Origin of the sequence: Pseudomonas sp. BN607, from assembly GCF_029871175.1 — a bacterium.
Classification (GTDB): domain Bacteria; phylum Pseudomonadota; class Gammaproteobacteria; order Pseudomonadales; family Pseudomonadaceae; genus Aquipseudomonas.
This window is the reverse complement of sequence record NZ_SSOE01000063.1, coordinates 207,090-223,404: the sequence shown is the minus strand read 5'-3', so window position 1 is coordinate 223,404 and position 16,315 is coordinate 207,090. Positions and strand designations below refer to the sequence as shown.

Annotated in this window: 14 protein-coding genes; 11 read left to right on the top strand and 3 right to left on the bottom strand. The window is 63.0% G+C overall.

Features of this window, described 5'->3' with window-relative positions:
* Window positions 1–8: 8 nt before the first annotated feature.
* On the bottom strand, window positions 9–893 hold the full coding sequence (locus E8E68_RS20870; protein ID WP_266031300.1) for an ABC transporter substrate-binding protein: 885 nt from the start codon (window positions 891–893) through the stop codon (window positions 9–11).
* 148 nt (window positions 894–1,041) lie between these two features.
* On the opposite strand from E8E68_RS20870, the gene E8E68_RS20865 reads away from it, so the two are divergent.
* Window positions 1,042–1,359, top strand: coding sequence for a Rieske (2Fe-2S) protein (locus tag E8E68_RS20865; RefSeq protein ID WP_110746203.1), 318 nt, complete (start codon window positions 1,042–1,044; stop codon window positions 1,357–1,359).
* Here E8E68_RS20865 and sfsA read toward each other — a convergent pair.
* Complete coding sequence (gene sfsA, locus E8E68_RS20860) at window positions 1,349–2,062, bottom strand: DNA/RNA nuclease SfsA (RefSeq protein WP_280344328.1); 714 nt, start codon at window positions 2,060–2,062, stop codon at window positions 1,349–1,351. The genes E8E68_RS20865 and sfsA overlap by 11 nt on opposite strands.
* Window positions 2,062–3,234 carry a pyridoxal phosphate-dependent aminotransferase gene (locus E8E68_RS20855; protein ID WP_280344326.1) on the bottom strand — a complete coding sequence of 391 codons (1,173 nt, stop codon included), beginning with the start codon at window positions 3,232–3,234 and terminating at the stop codon, window positions 2,062–2,064. The genes sfsA and E8E68_RS20855 overlap by 1 nt, the downstream gene beginning before the upstream one ends.
* Window positions 3,235–3,444: 210 nt before the next feature.
* Here E8E68_RS20855 and dksA point away from each other — a divergent pair, with 210 nt between their 5' ends.
* The 10 genes from dksA (at window position 3,445) to pgi (ending at window position 16,266) form a co-directional block, all read left to right on the top strand.
* Entirely contained in the window at window positions 3,445–3,891 is a 447-nt protein-coding gene (gene dksA / locus E8E68_RS20850; protein WP_016501618.1) for an RNA polymerase-binding protein DksA, read from the top strand.
* 63 nt (window positions 3,892–3,954) lie between these two features.
* Complete coding sequence (gene gluQRS, locus E8E68_RS20845) at window positions 3,955–4,842, top strand: tRNA glutamyl-Q(34) synthetase GluQRS (RefSeq protein WP_280344355.1); 888 nt, start codon at window positions 3,955–3,957, stop codon at window positions 4,840–4,842.
* Between the two features lie 244 nt (window positions 4,843–5,086).
* The gene (locus tag E8E68_RS20840; RefSeq protein WP_003250005.1) at window positions 5,087–5,263 is read left to right on the top strand and encodes a hypothetical protein; all 177 of its coding nucleotides are present in this window, start codon (window positions 5,087–5,089) and stop codon (window positions 5,261–5,263) included.
* On the top strand, window positions 5,247–8,222 hold the full coding sequence (locus E8E68_RS20835) for a sensor histidine kinase (protein WP_177410769.1): 2,976 nt from the start codon (window positions 5,247–5,249) through the stop codon (window positions 8,220–8,222). The genes E8E68_RS20840 and E8E68_RS20835 overlap by 17 nt, the downstream gene beginning before the upstream one ends.
* Before the next feature lie 4 nt (window positions 8,223–8,226).
* Complete coding sequence (locus E8E68_RS20830; protein ID WP_266031292.1) at window positions 8,227–9,675, top strand: sigma-54 dependent transcriptional regulator; 1,449 nt, start codon at window positions 8,227–8,229, stop codon at window positions 9,673–9,675.
* A gap of 962 nt (window positions 9,676–10,637) precedes the next feature.
* Entirely contained in the window at window positions 10,638–12,026 is a 1,389-nt protein-coding gene (locus tag E8E68_RS20825; protein WP_266031290.1) for a polynucleotide adenylyltransferase PcnB, read from the top strand.
* Window positions 12,023–12,502, top strand: coding sequence for a 2-amino-4-hydroxy-6-hydroxymethyldihydropteridine diphosphokinase (folK, locus tag E8E68_RS20820; protein ID WP_266031288.1), 480 nt, complete (start codon window positions 12,023–12,025; stop codon window positions 12,500–12,502). Before E8E68_RS20825 ends, folK begins: the two co-directional genes overlap by 4 nt.
* 262 nt (window positions 12,503–12,764) lie before the next feature.
* Complete coding sequence (gene panB / locus E8E68_RS20815) at window positions 12,765–13,565, top strand: 3-methyl-2-oxobutanoate hydroxymethyltransferase (protein ID WP_266031286.1); 801 nt, start codon at window positions 12,765–12,767, stop codon at window positions 13,563–13,565.
* Window positions 13,562–14,425, top strand: a complete 864-nt coding sequence (gene panC / locus E8E68_RS20810; RefSeq protein WP_266031284.1) for a pantoate--beta-alanine ligase — start codon at window positions 13,562–13,564, stop codon at window positions 14,423–14,425. Before panB ends, panC begins: the two co-directional genes overlap by 4 nt.
* Before the next feature lie 176 nt (window positions 14,426–14,601).
* Entirely contained in the window at window positions 14,602–16,266 is a 1,665-nt protein-coding gene (gene pgi, locus E8E68_RS20805; RefSeq protein ID WP_280344319.1) for a glucose-6-phosphate isomerase, read from the top strand.
* Window positions 16,267–16,315: the final 49 nt, after the last annotated feature.

The window sequence follows — 16,315 nt, the reverse complement described above, 5'->3', positions numbered from 1 at the left end:
CCGCTGTTTCATTGTGCGAAGCTGGCCTTGGCTGCCGGGTAGAACGCAACTGCCAGCGATCGCAAGGTCGCCGGCAGGCGTGGGCCGAGCCCACCGACCAGCAATGTCGGGTCGAGTGACACCAGGCGTTTTTCCCGCACGGCACGCGAAGCGGCCAGCGCCGGGTTTTCTTTCAGCAGCGCCTGCAAAGCCTGCTCATCAGCCAACGCTCGGTCGGAGAACACGATCACATCCGGGTCCAGCGCCGCCAATGCTTCGTTGGAAAAATGCTTGTAGCCCTGATGCTCTGCCAGGTTGCGCCCACCTGCCTGGCCCAGCAGCCAGTCACCCGCGGTGCCCTGCCCGGCGATCAGCGGCTTGGCCCCGGCATGCCCGACCAACAGCAACACCCCCGGCGCCTTGTGCCCGGCCTGGGCCTGCTTGGCCTTGGCCTGCACGGCTTCAATCTGCTGGTGGTAACCGGCCGCCAAAGACGAAGCCTGTTCTTGTGCGCCAAGCAACTGCCCCAGGTGCTTGAGGTTCTCATCCACCGCCGCCAACTCGGCCTTGCTGGAGAACAATTCCACCCGCACGCCCGCCTTGCGGATTTGCGCCAGTACCGGTGGCGGGCCCATTTCATCTGTGCCCACCAGCACATCCGGGCGCAGGCTGAGAATGCCTTCGGCCGACAGTTGGCGCTGGTAACCCACGCTGGGCAGTGACTTCAATGAGGCCGGGTGCTGGCTGGTGGTGTCCACGCCAACCAGGCGTGCTTCACCGCCCAGCGCGGCGATCCACTCGCTCAGTGCGCCACCGGCACTGACCCAGCGTTGCGGCAGCTCGGCCGCCAGGGCCTGGGTAGAGAGCACAAGGCTTGCACACAGGGCGAGCAAAGCGGCGGGACGGCGCATCATCGGGTTCCTTCTGAAGGCGGGCCGCGCGCCTTGTGGCGGGCGGCGGAACTGCGCACCATAGGCAGCTGGGCACAGCGAATGCGGGCAATTTGATAATTATTCGCATTGACGCGTCAAGCCATCATCTGTTTCACGAGTCGTCCTTGCCATGCACTTCCTCTGTACTTCACACAGCCTGGCCGAAGGCCACAGCCGCGCCTTCAGCGTAGACGGCCTCGAACTGTTCGGCGTGCGCCGCCAGGGCCAGGTGTACCTGTACCGCAACCGCTGCCCGCACAAGGGTATCCCGTTGAACTGGGCAGAAGATGCGTTTCTCGATGACAGCGCCAGCCTCATCCACTGCGCCCACCACGGCGCGTTGTTCCTGATCGAAAGCGGCGAATGCGTGGCCGGCCCCTGCGAGGGCGAGCAACTTCAGGCCATTGGCTGCCACGAGGACAGCCACGGCATCTGGTTCAAGGGTTGAGCAGCACGGGCAGGCGGCGGTCGATGACGATGCCCTCGGCGTCCAGGCGCGTGCCATAGGCCAGCACCTCCACGCCATCGGCCACTGCGGCGCGCAACGCCTGGGCATAGGCCGCGTCGATTTCTGCCGCCGGGCGCACGGCGTCGACGCCGGTCAGGTTCACGCAATACAGCTGCACGGCCCGCACACCCTGCCGGGCCAACGACGCCAACTCGCGCAGGTGCTTGGCGCCGCGCTGGGTCACCGCATCGGGGAACGCTGCGACAGTGCTGTCGGGGTAACCCAGGGTGACGCTCTTGACCTCGACATAGGCCGGCGCGCCATCGAACTCCAGGCGGAAGTCGATGCGGCTGCCCTCCTCGCCATAGGCCACTTCACGCTTGAGCGCGGTAAACCCGGCCAGCTCGGCGATAGTGCCAGCGCGCAAGGCCTCTTCGACCAAGGCATTGGCCCGACCGGTATTCACGCACGCCAGCCGGCCCTGCGGGGTTTCGCTGATTTCCCAGGTGCCCGGCAGCTTACGCTTGGGGTCGTTGGTGCGGCTGAACCATACCTGCCCGCCTTCACGCATGCAGTTGAGCATGGAGCCGGTATTCGGGCAGTGGATGGTCATCAGCTCGCCGCTGGCCAGTTCGATATCAGCGAGAAAACGTTTGTAGCGGCGCAGCAGGCGGCCTTGCTCAAGATCGGGAGAAAAACGCATCAGCCTTGCCAACTCCGCAGGCCCCGGGCAATTCGCTGTACCGCTTCTTCCAGGCGCGGCAGGCTCTGGGTGTAGGCAAAGCGCACATGATGCCCGGCCAGGTGGCGCCCGAAGTCCAGGCCTGGGGTGAAGGCCAGGTGCTCGGTCTCGAGGAAGTGCCGGCAGAAGGCGAACGCATCACCACCAAAGGCGCTGATGTCGGCGTACAGGTAAAACGCACCCTGTGGCTCGACGGCAATGCCAAAGCCCAGTTGGCGCAGGGCAGGCAACAGGTAGTCGCGGCGGCGGGCAAACTCGGCGCGGCGTTGCTCCAAAATGGCCAGGGTTTCCGGCTGGAAACACGCCAGCGCGGCATGTTGGGCCATGCTCGGTGCACTGATGTACAGGTTCTGGGCCAGCTTTTCCAGGTCGGACACTGCACCCGGGGGGGCCACCAGCCAACCCAGCCGCCAACCGGTCATGCCGAAATACTTGGAAAAACTATTCAGGACAAACGCCGAGTCATCGACTTCCAGCACGCTCGGCGCATCCATGCCATAGGTCAGGCCATGGTAAATCTCGTCCACTACCAAGTGGCCATGGCGCTCATGGGTGGCCTTGGCAAGGCTGGCCAGCGCGTCACGGCCCAGTACGGTGCCGGTCGGGTTGGCAGGCGAAGCGACCAGGGCACCGACGGTATCCTGGTCCCAGTGGCGCTCGACCAGGTCGGCGGTCAGCTGGTAATTCACCTCCGGGCCCACCGGCACCAGCTGCGCCCCGCCCTCGACCAGGCGCAGGAAGTGGCGATTGCACGGGTAACCCGGGTCGGCCAGCAGCCAGTGCTTGCCCGGGTCGACCAGCAGGCTGCTGGCCAGCAGCAACGCGCCAGAGCCACCCGGGGTAATCAGAATGCGCTCCGGGTCGATGCCCAGGCCATAGCGCTGCTCATAAAAGCCCGCGATCGCCTCGCGCAGGGCCGGCAGGCCTCGTGCTGCGGTGTAGCGCGTGTGCCCGGCGGCCAGCGCGGCCTGGCCGGCGGCGACGATCGGCGCGGCCGTAGTGAAGTCCGGCTCGCCGATTTCCAGGTGGATCACGTCGTGCCCGGCCGCCTGCAGCTCATTGGCCCGGGCCAGCAGCGCCATGACGTGGAAGGGTTCGATGGCGCGGCTGCGCGCACTGTAAGGGTGGGCCATGACCTTCTCTCAATTGGGTCTAAACTGGAGATTCTACCTCTGCACGCCAACGAACGTACGGCTCGCGCCGATGTCAACAAGCAGGATCGGGCGGGGTAGCGCACCCCCGATCTATCTGGTAAGTTCGGCGGCTCGCAGTCGCAGGGCCGGCGGTCGCCGGGGATGGAGCATCCTGCGCATTGGATCAGATGAGTGAGAGGCGGTCTATTCATGTCCACCGTAGAAAAGCAAAAAACCGGTCAAACCATGTACGGTGTCGAGCCCTATAAAGAGACCAAGGGCGAAGAGTACATGGGCGAGCCCATGAAGAAGCACTTCACCAAGCTTCTCAATGCCTGGAAAGGCGAGCTCATGCAAAGTGTGGATCGCACTGTAGACCACATGAAGGATGAAGCTGCGAACTTCCCTGACCCGGCCGACCGTGCCAGCCAGGAAGAAGAATTTGCTCTGGAGCTGCGCAACCGTGACCGCGAGCGCAAGCTGATCAAGAAAATCGACAAGACCCTGCAGAAGATCCAGGACGAAGATTACGGCTGGTGCGAATCGTGCGGTATCGAAATCGGCCTGCGCCGCCTCGAAGCCCGCCCAACCGCCGACCTGTGCTTCGACTGCAAGGAAATCGCCGAGAAAAAGGAAAAAACGGTCGGCAAAGGCTGATCTTTCTTCCACCTGAACGGGGCGCATCATGCGCCCCGTTTCATTTATATGCCCAGCCAGACCATGACCCACTCCAGCTACATCGGGCGTTTCGCCCCCACCCCCAGCGGTTTCCTGCACTTTGGCTCGCTGGTGGCCGCCCTCGCCTCCTGGCTCGATGCCCGCGCCGTCAATGGCCGCTGGCTGCTGCGCATGGAAGACACCGACCCACCCCGTGAAATGCCCGGTGCCCGGGATGCGATCCTGCAGACGCTCGAGCGCTACGGCCTGGAGTGGGATGGCGAGGTTGTGTTCCAGAGCCAGCGCCACGATGCCTATGCCGCAGTAGTCGACCGCCTGTTCAACATGGGCCTGGCCTACGCCTGCACCTGCTCGCGCAAGCAGCTGGAGGGTTACAACGGCATCTACCCAGGCTTGTGCCGTAACGCCGGGCATGCCCGTGAAGGCGCGGCGATCCGCTTGCGGGTGCCGGAGCTTATCTATCGTTTTACCGATCGGGTGCAGGGGGAATATCAGCAACACCTGGGCCGTGAGGTGGGCGATTTCGTCATCCAGCGGCGCGACGGGCTCTATGCCTACCAGTTGGCGGTAGTACTGGACGATGCGTGGCAGGGTGTTACCGACATCGTGCGCGGCGCCGACCTGCTCGACAACACCCCGCGCCAGCTATACCTGCAGGAGCTGCTGGGCTTTTCGCAACCACGCTACCTGCATATACCGCTGATCGTGCAGCCGGATGGGCACAAGCTGGGCAAATCGTACCGCTCGCCGCCACTGCAGGCGGAGCATGCTACACCGCTGCTGTTGCGGGCATTGCGGGCGCTGGGGCAGGAGACAGACCCGGAACTTCTGTTGGCTACGCCAGCTGAGGTACTGGCAGTCGCGCGCACACAATGGCGGCCGGACGCGATCGCACAGCGGACCACAGTGCCAGAGGCTGATTTGCGCTGAACCTTTACCGGCCGCTTCGCGGGCGCGCCCGCTCCCACAGGAACCACGCCACCTTGAAGACCTGTGGTCTACCTGTGGGTGTGGGCATGCCCGTGAAAGCGCGGCCACAGGCAAAGGCCCCCTAAAAACAAAAGCCCATTAAATTCAAACCCTTGGCGAACGCTGTGGATTCCCGCTAGCATCCCCCCTGCCATTTGCGCCAATAATAAGTTCAAGCCCGCAGCGCCCAACCATCGAGGCCAGCATGTACATCTATCGTTTGGTCCTGCTTTTGGTCGTGGGGATCTACCTGTTCTCCCCGGCCATCATGGACTGGTGGATCGAACCGACCGGAGCCTGGTACCGCCCCTACCTGCTCTGGCTGATCCTGATCGTCGTCACCTTTATCCTGCAGAGCCAACGAGATGCCGATGAGCTTTAGCCTGACCCAGATGATCCTGATCAGCGCCGGGTACCTCATGGTGCTGTTCGGCGTGGCCTGGATCAGCGAGCGTGGGCTGATCCCGCGCGCAATCATTCGCCACCCACTTACCTACACCCTGTCGCTGGGTGTGTATGCCAGTGCCTGGGCTTTCTATGGTTCGGTGGGCCTGGCCTACCAGTACGGCTACGGCTTCCTCGCCTGTTACCTGGGGGTGTCCGGCGCGTTCCTGCTGGCACCGGTGCTGCTGTACCCGATCCTGAAGATTACCCGCACCTACCAGCTTTCATCACTGGCCGACCTGCTGGCGTTCCGTTTTCGCAGCACCTGGGCCGGGGCTTTGACCACCATCATCATGCTGATCGGCGTGCTGCCGCTGCTCGCCCTGCAGATTCAGGCGGTGGCCGACTCGATCAGCATCCTCACCGGTGAGCCAGTCAAGGCCCGGGTGGCATTTGCCTTCTGTACACTGATCATCCTGTTCACCATTTTCTTCGGCTCGCGGCACATCGCCACGCGCGAAAAGCATGAAGGCCTGGTATTCGCCATCGCCTTCGAGTCGGTGATCAAGCTGCTGGCACTGGGTGGCATCGGCCTGTATGCGCTGTACGGCGTGTTCGGCGGCCCACACGAGCTGGAAGTCTGGTTGCTGCAGAACCAGACCGCCCTGGCAGCCCTGCACACCCCGCTGCAGGAAGGCCCATGGCGCACCCTGCTGCTGGTGTTCTTCGCCTCGGCCATCGTCATGCCGCACATGTACCACATGGCCTTCACCGAAAACCTCAACCCGCGCTCGCTGGTCAGCGCCAGCTGGGGCCTGCCGCTGTTCCTGCTGCTGATGAGCCTGGCGGTACCGCTGGTGCTGTGGGCCGGCCTGCGCCTGGGCGCCAGCACCAACCCCGAGTACTTCACCTTGGGCCTGGGCATTGCCGCGAACAACCAGGCTCTGGCGCTGCTGGCTTATATCGGCGGCCTGTCCGCCGCCAGCGGGTTGATCATCGTCACCACCCTGGCCCTGTCGGGCATGGCCCTCAACCACTTGGTACTGCCGCTGTACCAACCGCCGGCCGAGGGCAATATCTACCGATGGCTGAAATGGACCCGTCGTGCGCTGATCGTCGCCATCATTACCGCCGGTTTCATGTTCTACCTGACTCAGAACAACCACCAGAGCCTGGCCAATCTGGGTATCGTTGCCTTTGTCGCCACATTGCAGTTCCTGCCAGGGGTACTGTCGGTGCTGTACTGGCCAACCGCCAACCGCCGCGGCTTCATCGCCGGGCTGCTGGCCGGCACCCTGGTGTGGATGGTAACCATGCTGCTGCCGCTGCTGGGCAACCTGCAGGGTTTCTACATCCCGCTGCTGGACATGATCTATGTGCTGGACGATACCAGCTGGCACATGGCGGCCATTGCTTCGCTGGCGGCCAACGTGCTGCTGTTCACCCTCATCTCGCTGTTCACCAACGCCAGCAGCGAAGAGGTCAGCGCCGCCGAAGCCTGCGCGGTGGACAACGTGCGCCGCCCGCAGCGCCGTGAGCTGCACGCTGCCTCTCCGCAGGAATTCGCTACCCAGCTGGCCAAGCCGTTGGGTGCCAAGGCTGCGCAAAAAGAAGTGGAGCAGGCCCTGCGTGACCTGTACCTGCCGTTCGACGAGCGCCGCCCTTATGCCCTGCGCCGTCTGCGCGACCGAATCGAGGCCAACCTGTCGGGCCTGATGGGGCCAAGCGTGGCCCAGGACATGGTCGAAACCTTCCTGCCGTACAAGTCCGGTAACGAAAACTACGTGACCGAGGACATCCACTTCATCGAAAGCCGCCTGGAAGACTATCACTCGCGCCTGACCGGCCTGGCTGCCGAGCTGGATGCCTTGCGCCGTTACCATCGGCAGACCCTGCAAGAGTTGCCCATGGGTGTCTGCTCACTGGCCAAGGACCAGGAAATCCTCATGTGGAACAAGGCCATGGAAGAGCTCACCGGCATTGCCGCCAAGCACGTGGTCGGCTCACGCCTGGTGACCATCGGCGAACCCTGGCGCGGCCTGCTGCAAGGCTTCATCAATGTGCCCGACGAGCACCTGCACAAGCAGCGCCTGGCCCTGGACGGCCAACCGCGCTGGCTGAACCTGCACAAAGCGGCCATCGACGAGCCGCTGGCCCCGGGTAACAGTGGCTTGGTGCTACTGGTGGAAGACCTCACCGAAACCCAGGCGCTGGAAGACAAACTGGTGCATTCCGAGCGCCTGGCCAGCATTGGCCGCCTGGCTGCGGGCGTGGCCCACGAGATCGGCAACCCCATCACCGGCATCGCCTGCCTGGCGCAGAACCTGCGCGAAGAACGCGAAGGCGATGGCGAGATCACCGAGTTGTCCAGCCAGATCCTCGAACAGACCAAGCGCGTGTCGCGAATCGTCCAGTCGCTGATGAGCTTCGCCCATGCCGGCGGTAGCGTCCAGAACAGCGAAGAACCCGTGTGCCTGGCCGAAGTGGCACAGGACGCCATCGGCCTGCTGGCATTGAACCGGCGCAATTTCGAAGTACAGTTCTTCAACCTCTGCGACCCGGACCACTGGGCCGAAGGGGACCCGCAGCGCCTGGCCCAGGTGCTGATCAACCTGCTTTCCAATGCCCGCGATGCCTCGCCGCCCGGCAGTGCCGTGCGTGTGCGCAGCGAAGCCAGCGAGCACACCGTCGACCTCATCGTCGAGGACGAGGGCAGCGGGATCCCGAAGAACATCATGGACCGCCTGTTCGAACCGTTCTTCACCACCAAGGACCCGGGCGAAGGAACCGGACTGGGGCTCGCTCTGGTCTATTCCATCGTGGAAGAGCATTATGGGCAAATCACCATCGACAGCCCGGCCGATATCGAACGGCAACGTGGCACCCGGATCCGCGTGACCCTGCCCCGGCATGTCGTAGCGACGTCCCCTGAAATTCGAGACCGTCGAGAGAATTGAATCAATGCCGCATATTCTGATCGTCGAAGACGAAACCATCATCCGCTCGGCCTTGCGTCGTCTGCTTGAGCGGAACCAGTACCAGGTCAGCGAAGCCGGCTCGGTGCAGGAAGCCCAGGAACGCTTCAGCATTGCCACCTTCGACCTGATCGTCAGTGACCTGCGCTTGCCAGGCGCGCCTGGCACCGAGCTGATCAAGCTTGGCCAAGGTACCCCGGTGCTGATCATGACCAGCTACGCCAGCCTGCGCTCGGCGGTGGACTCGATGAAAATGGGCGCGGTGGACTACATCGCCAAGCCCTTCGACCACGACGAGATGCTGCAGGCCGTGGCACGCATCCTGCGCGACCGCCAGAACGCTCCGGCCGCTGCACCGGCTGCCGAGCCACGCGTCAGCAATGGCAAGGCTGCCCCGGCCGAAAAAGGTAGCGCCACAGCGGCCAATGGCGAAATCGGCATCATTGGCTCGTGCCCACCCATGCAGGACATGTACAGCAAGATACGCAAGGTCGCACCTACCGACTCCAACGTGCTCATCCAGGGCGAGTCGGGCACCGGTAAAGAGCTGGTGGCCCGCGCCCTGCACAACCTGTCCCGACGGGCCAAGGCACCGATGATCTCGGTAAACTGTGCGGCCATTCCCGAAACACTGATCGAGTCGGAACTGTTCGGCCACGAAAAAGGTGCGTTTACCGGCGCCAGCGCGGGCCGCGCCGGCCTGGTGGAGGCTGCCGACGGCGGTACGCTGTTCCTCGACGAAATCGGCGAATTGCCGCTCGAGGCCCAGGCCCGCCTGCTGCGTGTCCTGCAGGAAGGCGAGATTCGCCGGGTAGGTTCGGTGCAGTCGCAGAAGGTCGATGTGCGCCTGATCGCAGCGACCCACCGCGACCTGAAAAACCTTGCCAAGGCTGGGCAGTTCCGTGAGGACTTGTACTACCGCCTGCACGTGATCGCCCTGAAGCTGCCGGCCCTGCGCGAGCGCGGCAGCGACGTCAACGAGATTGCCAGTGCCTTCCTCGCCCGCCAGCGCGCACGCATCGGCCGTGACGACCTGCACTTCTCAGCCGAGGCCGAGCAGGCCATTCGTCACTACAGCTGGCCAGGTAACGTGCGTGAGCTGGAAAACGCCGTGGAACGAGCGGTGATTCTTAGCGAGAGCGCAGAAATTTCCGCCGACCTGCTGGGTATCGACATCGAGCTGAGCGACCTGGAAGAGGATGACATCCTCGACAATGCCTTGGTCGCAGCGAGTTCTGGCGGCAACAATGCCAGCCACGAGCCGACCGAAGACCTGTCGCTGGAGGACTACTTCCAGCATTTCGTGCTCGAGCATCAGGACCACATGACCGAGACCGAACTGGCACGCAAGCTCGGCGTCAGCCGCAAGTGCCTGTGGGAACGCCGTCAGCGCTTGGGCATTCCACGGCGCAAGAGCAACGCCACCAGTGAGTAATTGAGTTCGGCACAGCATTGTTGTCGCCTTCGAGATCGAGCGCCGCCCGCGCGGCGCTTCGCGGGGCAAGCCCGCTCCCACATCTGTTTCGGGCCAATATCTCCTGCCACCATTGGCGCGCGGCCCCTTGCTGCACGACGCGATATTGAATGGAGCAACAGAGGGGCGAGCCCCGATGCCTCAGGATTGATTGGCCCGAAACAAATGTGGGAGCGGGCTTGCCCCGCGAAGCGCCGCGCGGGCGGCGCTCGATCTCTCAGGCGCTGAATGCTTGACGGAGAACTCCCCAGGTAACACCTCAGCCCCCCCAAAAATCTGTTACCCAACCTTTCCGCCGTAACAGTTCCCGAGGCGTACGGTAACGAAATCCCGCCATTTTGGACCTGCCGGAAACCGCCAAATTCTCTCAAGCCCTTGATTTTAAAGGGTTTCAAAAAGTTGGCACGGCACCTGCTATATGCTTAGTACAAAAACAATAACAAGCACTGAATCTAAAATAAGAACAAGACGAAACGGCTCACGCACAATAAAAACAAGACGGCGGAGGCGCAGCTAACTGATTCTTTTGGAGAGGATGCGTGTTTGGGGCTTGCCCCACGACCAGGCAGAGAACAACAAAAACTGCACTAAAAAGCAGCGCCTGAACTGGTTGGATCGACAGATCAACGTGACATCAGCGGCCAAAGCAATCCGTTTGCTCTTTACCCCCGGTTTGGGGGTCGTCCACAAGCTTTGAGATTTGTGGGCAGGGCACTCAACAAAAACAAGAAGCCCAGCAAAAAAATAATAAGAGCACGCAACGACACTTCTTGGGGAGCTTAGGCTCCCCTTGTCGTTTCTGTCTTCCTGGCAGGCATCCTGCTACCCGCCTACACCATTCCCTGAGTAAATGCTAGAATCCCCGCCCATCATGCGGCCATTCTCCTATTCTTGGCCGAACATTCCTTCAAACAGTGCATCCCATGCTGAAGAAGCTGTTCCAGTCGTTCCGCCCGCCCGTACCGGGCCAGCACCACAGGCGCACCACGCCTGAGGTGATCAACAAGAGCCAGCACTCGCTGCAGCGCCACCAGTTCAGCCGCCATGCGGTGAACATTGTCGAGCGCCTGCAAAGTGCCGGTTACCAGGCTTACCTGGTCGGTGGCTGTGTCCGCGACCTGATGCTCGGCATTACGCCGAAGGACTTCGACGTCGCCACCAGCGCCACCCCCGAACAGGTCCGAGCCGAATTCCGTAACGCGCGCATCATTGGTCGCCGCTTCAAGCTGGTCCACGTGCATTTTGGCCGTGACATCATCGAAGTCGCCACTTTCCGCGCCCACCACTCGGACGAAGACCAAGGTGACAGCCACCGTTCGTCGCATAACGCCAGTGGTCGTATCCTGCGTGACAACGTGTACGGCACCCTTGAAGAAGACGCGCAACGCCGCGACTTCACCATCAATGCCCTGTACTACGACCCGGTCAGCGAGCGCATCCTCGACTACGCCAACGGCGTGCACGATGTACGCAACCGCCTGCTGCGGCTGATCGGCGACCCTACCCACCGCTACCAGGAAGACCCGGTGCGCATGCTGCGCGCGGTGCGTTTCGCCGCCAAGCTGGACTTCGGTATCGAGAAGCACACATTCAAGCCGATCCGCGAACTGGCGCCATTGCTGCGCGAAATCCCGCCAGCGCGCCTGTTCGAAGAATGCCTCAAGCTGTTCCTGTCCGGCCAAGGCGCCATCGCCTTCGAAATGCTCGTCGACCTGGAGCTGTTCGAACCCTTGTTCCCGGCCAGTGCGCACGCCCTGGAAGAGCGCCCAACCTACACCCACACGCTGATCAGCCAGGCACTGAACAACACCGACCTGCGGGTGAAGCAGGGCAAACCGGTGACGCCAGCCTTCCTGTTCGCTGCACTGCTGTGGCCTGCCCTGCCGGCGCGTGTACTGCACTTGCAGAACCAGGGCGTGCCGCCGATTCCGGCCATGAATGGCGCAGCCCACGACCTGATCGCCGAGCAATGCGCGCGCATCGCCATTCCCAAGCGCTTCACCCTGCCGATCCGCGAGATCTGGGACATGCAGGAGCGCCTGCCTCGCCGCAGTGGCAAGCGCGCCGACATGCTGCTGGACAACCCGCGCTTCCGCGCCGGTTACGACTTCCTGCTGCTGCGTGAAAGTGCCGGGGAAGAAACCGACGACCTGGGCCAGTGGTGGACCGATTACCAGGATGCCAACGACAGCGAGCGTCGCGAGATGATTCGTGAACTGGGCAGCCGGGACGAAGGTAGCGCAGCCGGCCCGCGCAAACGCAAGCGCAGCGGCAGCAAACGCAAGCGCAGTGGTGACGAGGCGTTCGAGTGAAGACGCGCGCCTACCTAGGCCTGGGCAGCAACCTGGACGCACCTGCCGAACAGCTGCGCAGCGCCTTGCAGGCGCTCGACCAGGTTGAAGCCACACGCCTGGTGGCAGCCTCGGCCTTGTATACCAGCGATTCGCTGTTACCCGGCCAGCCGCGTTACACCAACGCCGTCGCTGCCGTGGACACCGCCCTGGCGCCACTGGCCCTGCTCGATGCGCTGCAGGCCATCGAAAACGACCAGGGCCGCGTGCGCAAAGAGCGCTGGGGGCCACGTACGCTGGACCTGGATATCCTGCTGTTCGGCGACCAGGTGCTCGACGAGCCACGCCTGAAAGTGCCCCATTACCACATGCATGCTCGCCCTTTCGTACTGTACCCGCTGGCCGAACTGGTGCCGGGGGACTTCCGCCTGGCCGATGGGCGCGCCCTCGCGCAACTGCTCGAGGAATGCCCATTCGTCGGCCTGGAACGCCTGTGAACCGGGCGTTCCAGGCGGCTACACACTCCCGGTAACGCCCGTAACACCCTGATCGTAACAATGCGGTAACAGGGTGATTGACTTCCCCCACCTCGCTCACGACTATAGGCGTCCCGTGTGGCACCAAAGTGCCGCATACCCGTATTTAGGCCCGGACGGACCTGTGCCCGAACATCACGCGCGATGATGTGCCGCTCCGGAAGATGACTACACACGTTGAATGCAGTCGTTTTTTACAGCGCCTGAACGAGGAATTTCCGACATGCCTGAAGTAACCCTCACCACCCTCAATGGCCTCAAGGCCAAGGGTGAAAAGATCACCATGCTGACCTGCTACGATGCGACTTTCGCCAAGGCGGCGAGCCAGGCCGGCGTTGAAGTGTTGCTGGTGGGCGACTCGCTGGGGATGGTCCTGCAAGGCCACGACAGCACACTGCCGGTCACCACTGCGGACATGGCCTACCACACCGCCAGCGTCAAGCGTGGCAACGATGGCGCGCTGATCCTCGCCGACCTGCCGTTCATGGCCCATGCCACCCCGGAACAAGCCTTTGCCAACAGCGCCACGCTGATGCAGGCCGGCGCCCACATGATCAAGATCGAAGGCGCGGCCTGGCTGGGCGAAACCATCCGCCTGCTGGCCGAGCGTGGCGTGCCGGTGTGCGCACACATGGGCTTGACCCCGCAAACCGTCAACGTGCTGGGCGGCTACAAGGTGCAGGGCCGCCAGGAAGCCCAGGCCCGCCAGATGCGCGCTGACGCCATTGCCTTGGAGCAGGCCGGTGCGGCCATGCTGCTGCTTGAATGCGTTCCCAGCGAACTGGCGGCAGAAATCACCAATGCCGTGGGCATCCCGGTAATCGGCATTGGCGCCGGCAGCGCCACTGATGGCCAGGTTCTGGTGCTTCACGACATGCTTGGCCTGTCGCTGAGCGGCCGGGTCCCCAAGTTCGTGAAGAACTTCATGCAAGGCCAGCCAGATATCCACAGCGCCCTCGTCGCTTACGTCGAGGCCGTCAAGCAAGTCAGCTTCCCAGGCAGCGAACACGGGTTCAGTGCATGAATACAGTCAAGACCGTTCGCGAACTGCGCGCGGCAGTAGCCCGCGCACGCGGTGAAGGCAAGCGCATCGGCTTCGTACCGACCATGGGCAACCTGCACAGCGGCCACGCCGCGCTGGTGACCAAGGCGGCGCAACGTGCCGACTTCGTGGTCGCCAGTATCTTCGTCAACCCGCTGCAGTTCGGTGCCAACGAAGACCTCGACAAGTACCCGCGTACCCTTGCCGCCGACCAGGAACGCCTGCTGCAGGCCGGCTGCAACCTGCTGTTCGCGCCCACCGTGGAAGAGATGTACCCCGACGGCATGACCGTACAGACCCGGGTCAGCGTGCCCGGGCTTTCCGAAGGCTTGTGCGGCGCCAGCCGGCCCGGGCATTTCGAGGGCGTGGCCACGGTGGTCAGCAAGCTGTTCAACATGGTCCAGCCGGACCTTGCCGTGTTCGGCGAGAAAGACTTCCAGCAGTTGGCGGTTATCCGCGCCATGGTGCGCGACCTGAACATGCCGATCCAGATCATTGGCGAACCGACCGTACGGGCAGAGGATGGCCTGGCGCTGTCGTCGCGCAATGGTTACCTCACGCCGGAGCAACGTGCGACTGCGCCGGTGCTGTACCGCACATTGCAGCACATTGCAGCGGCCATCAGCCGTGGCCAACGGGATTTTGCTGCACTGGTCGCTGAGGGGCAGGCGCAGCTGAGTGCTGCGGGTTTGCGCCCGGATTATCTGGAAGTGCGCCATGCTGTGAGCCTGCGCCCGGCCATGATCGATGATCGAGACCTGGTGGTGATTGCGGCGGCTTACCTGGGTAACACACGGTTGATCGATAACCTTTACCTGCATGTGGAAGAAAAAACCGCGTAACGGCCTGGGCTGCCTGGCAGCCCATTCGCGGGACGAGCCCGCTCCTACAGGGGCTCCAAAATCACCCTGCCATACCCATTCCCAGCGCGTGGCCTTTGCCTATAATGATGCCAGCCTGAACCCGGCAACGACTGCCGTGTCCAAGGCCTCACCACGCACCAAGGGAATCCCGCGCAATGGCGTATTACCGTACACCCCACGATGTGACGGCGCTGCCCGCCTGGCAGGCGCTTCAGCAACACCGCGACGCCATGCAGAGTTTCAGCATGCGCGAAGCCTTCGCCGCCGATGCCAAACGCTTCGACCAGTTTTCCCTTAGCGCCTGCGGCCTGTTCCTCGACTACTCGAAAAACCTGATCACCGAGCAAAGCCGCGACCTGCTGGTCAAACTGGCCGACGAGGTGGGCCTGCAGGACGCCATCAAGGCGATGTTCGGCGGCGAAATCGTCAATGCCTCCGAAGGCCGCCCAGTGCTGCACACCGCGCTGCGCCGGCCCGTGGGCGACAAGCTCAGTGTCAATGGCACGAACATCATGCCGGAAGTGCACAAGGTTCTTAACCAGATCACCGAGCTGGTTGGCCGTATCCACGATGGGCTGTGGCGCGGCTACAGCGAAAAGCCGATCACCGACGTGGTCAACATTGGCATCGGCGGCTCCTTCCTTGGCCCTGAGCTGGTCTCCGAGGCGCTGTTGCCCTATGCCCAGCGCGGTGTCCGCTGCCATTACCTGGCAAACATCGACGGCAGTGAATTCCATGAGCTGTCGGCCAGCCTGCGTGCCGAAACCACCCTGTTCATCGTCTCGTCGAAGTCGTTCAACACCCTCGAGACGCTGAAAAATGCCATGGCCGCTCGCACCTGGTACCTGGCCCAGGGCGGGTCGGAAGCCGAGCTGTACCGCCACTTCATCGCCGTTTCCAGCAATAAGGCCGCCGCCGTAGCCTTCGGGATCCGCGAAGAGAACATCTTCCCGATGTGGGACTGGGTGGGCGGGCGTTATTCGCTGTGGTCGGCCATCGGCCTGCCAATCGCCCTGGCCATCGGCATGGCCAACTTCAAGGAACTGCTGTCCGGTGCCTACACCATGGACCAGCACTTCCAGACCGCGCCATTCGACAAGAACATGCCGGTACTGCTGGCCCTGCTGGGCGTGTGGTACGGCAATTTCTGGAATGCCAGCAGCCACGCGATCCTGCCGTACGACCATTACCTGCGCAACATCACCAAGCACCTGCAGCAGCTGGACATGGAGTCCAACGGCAAGAGCGTGCTGCAGGACGGCACCCCGGTGAAGACCGACACTGGCCCGGTGATCTGGGGCGGCGTCGGCTGTAACGGCCAGCACGCTTACCATCAGTTGCTGCACCAAGGCACCCAGCTGATTCCGGCCGACTTCATCGTACCGGTCGTGAGCTTCAACCCGGTGGCCGACCATCATCAATGGCTGTACGCCAACTGCCTGTCGCAGAGCCAGGCGCTGATGCTCGGCAAAACCCGCGACGAAGCCGAAACCGAATTGCGTGGCAAAGGCCTGAGCGAAGCGGACATCGAAAAGCTGGCCCCGCACAAGGTGATCCCGGGTAACCGCCCGAGCAACACCTTGGTGGTCGAGCGTATCAGCCCGCGTCGTCTCGGCGCGCTGGTGGCGATGTACGAGCACAAGGTGTTCGTGCAGAGCGTGATCTGGGGTATCAATGCCTTCGATCAGTGGGGCGTGGAGCTGGGCAAGGAGTTGGGCAAGGGCGTATACCAGCGCCTGGTCGGCAGCCTGGACGACAGCGCCGAAGACGGCTCTACCCAAGGCCTGATCAACTATTTCCGCGGCCGTCACCGCGGTTGATTCGAGACCTTCGCTAGCCTCTTCGCGGGTTTGCCCGCCCCCGCAGGCA

Coding starts and splice junctions, on each gene's coding strand:
- E8E68_RS20865 (WP_110746203.1), top strand. CDS start 1,042: ATGCACTTCCTCTGTACTTCACACAGCCTGGCCGAAGGCCACAGCCGC.
- dksA (WP_016501618.1), top strand. CDS start 3,445: ATGTCCACCGTAGAAAAGCAAAAAACCGGTCAAACCATGTACGGTGTC.
- gluQRS (WP_280344355.1), top strand. CDS start 3,955: ATGACCCACTCCAGCTACATCGGGCGTTTCGCCCCCACCCCCAGCGGT.
- sfsA (WP_280344328.1), bottom strand. CDS start 2,062: ATGCGTTTTTCTCCCGATCTTGAGCAAGGCCGCCTGCTGCGCCGCTAC.
- E8E68_RS20855 (WP_280344326.1), bottom strand. CDS start 3,234: ATGGCCCACCCTTACAGTGCGCGCAGCCGCGCCATCGAACCCTTCCAC.
- panB (WP_266031286.1), top strand. CDS start 12,765: ATGCCTGAAGTAACCCTCACCACCCTCAATGGCCTCAAGGCCAAGGGT.
- panC (WP_266031284.1), top strand. CDS start 13,562: ATGAATACAGTCAAGACCGTTCGCGAACTGCGCGCGGCAGTAGCCCGC.
- pgi (WP_280344319.1), top strand. CDS start 14,602: ATGGCGTATTACCGTACACCCCACGATGTGACGGCGCTGCCCGCCTGG.
- E8E68_RS20840 (WP_003250005.1), top strand. CDS start 5,087: ATGTACATCTATCGTTTGGTCCTGCTTTTGGTCGTGGGGATCTACCTG.
- E8E68_RS20870 (WP_266031300.1), bottom strand. CDS start 893: ATGATGCGCCGTCCCGCCGCTTTGCTCGCCCTGTGTGCAAGCCTTGTG.
- E8E68_RS20830 (WP_266031292.1), top strand. CDS start 8,227: ATGCCGCATATTCTGATCGTCGAAGACGAAACCATCATCCGCTCGGCC.
- E8E68_RS20825 (WP_266031290.1), top strand. CDS start 10,638: ATGCTGAAGAAGCTGTTCCAGTCGTTCCGCCCGCCCGTACCGGGCCAG.
- E8E68_RS20835 (WP_177410769.1), top strand. CDS start 5,247: ATGCCGATGAGCTTTAGCCTGACCCAGATGATCCTGATCAGCGCCGGG.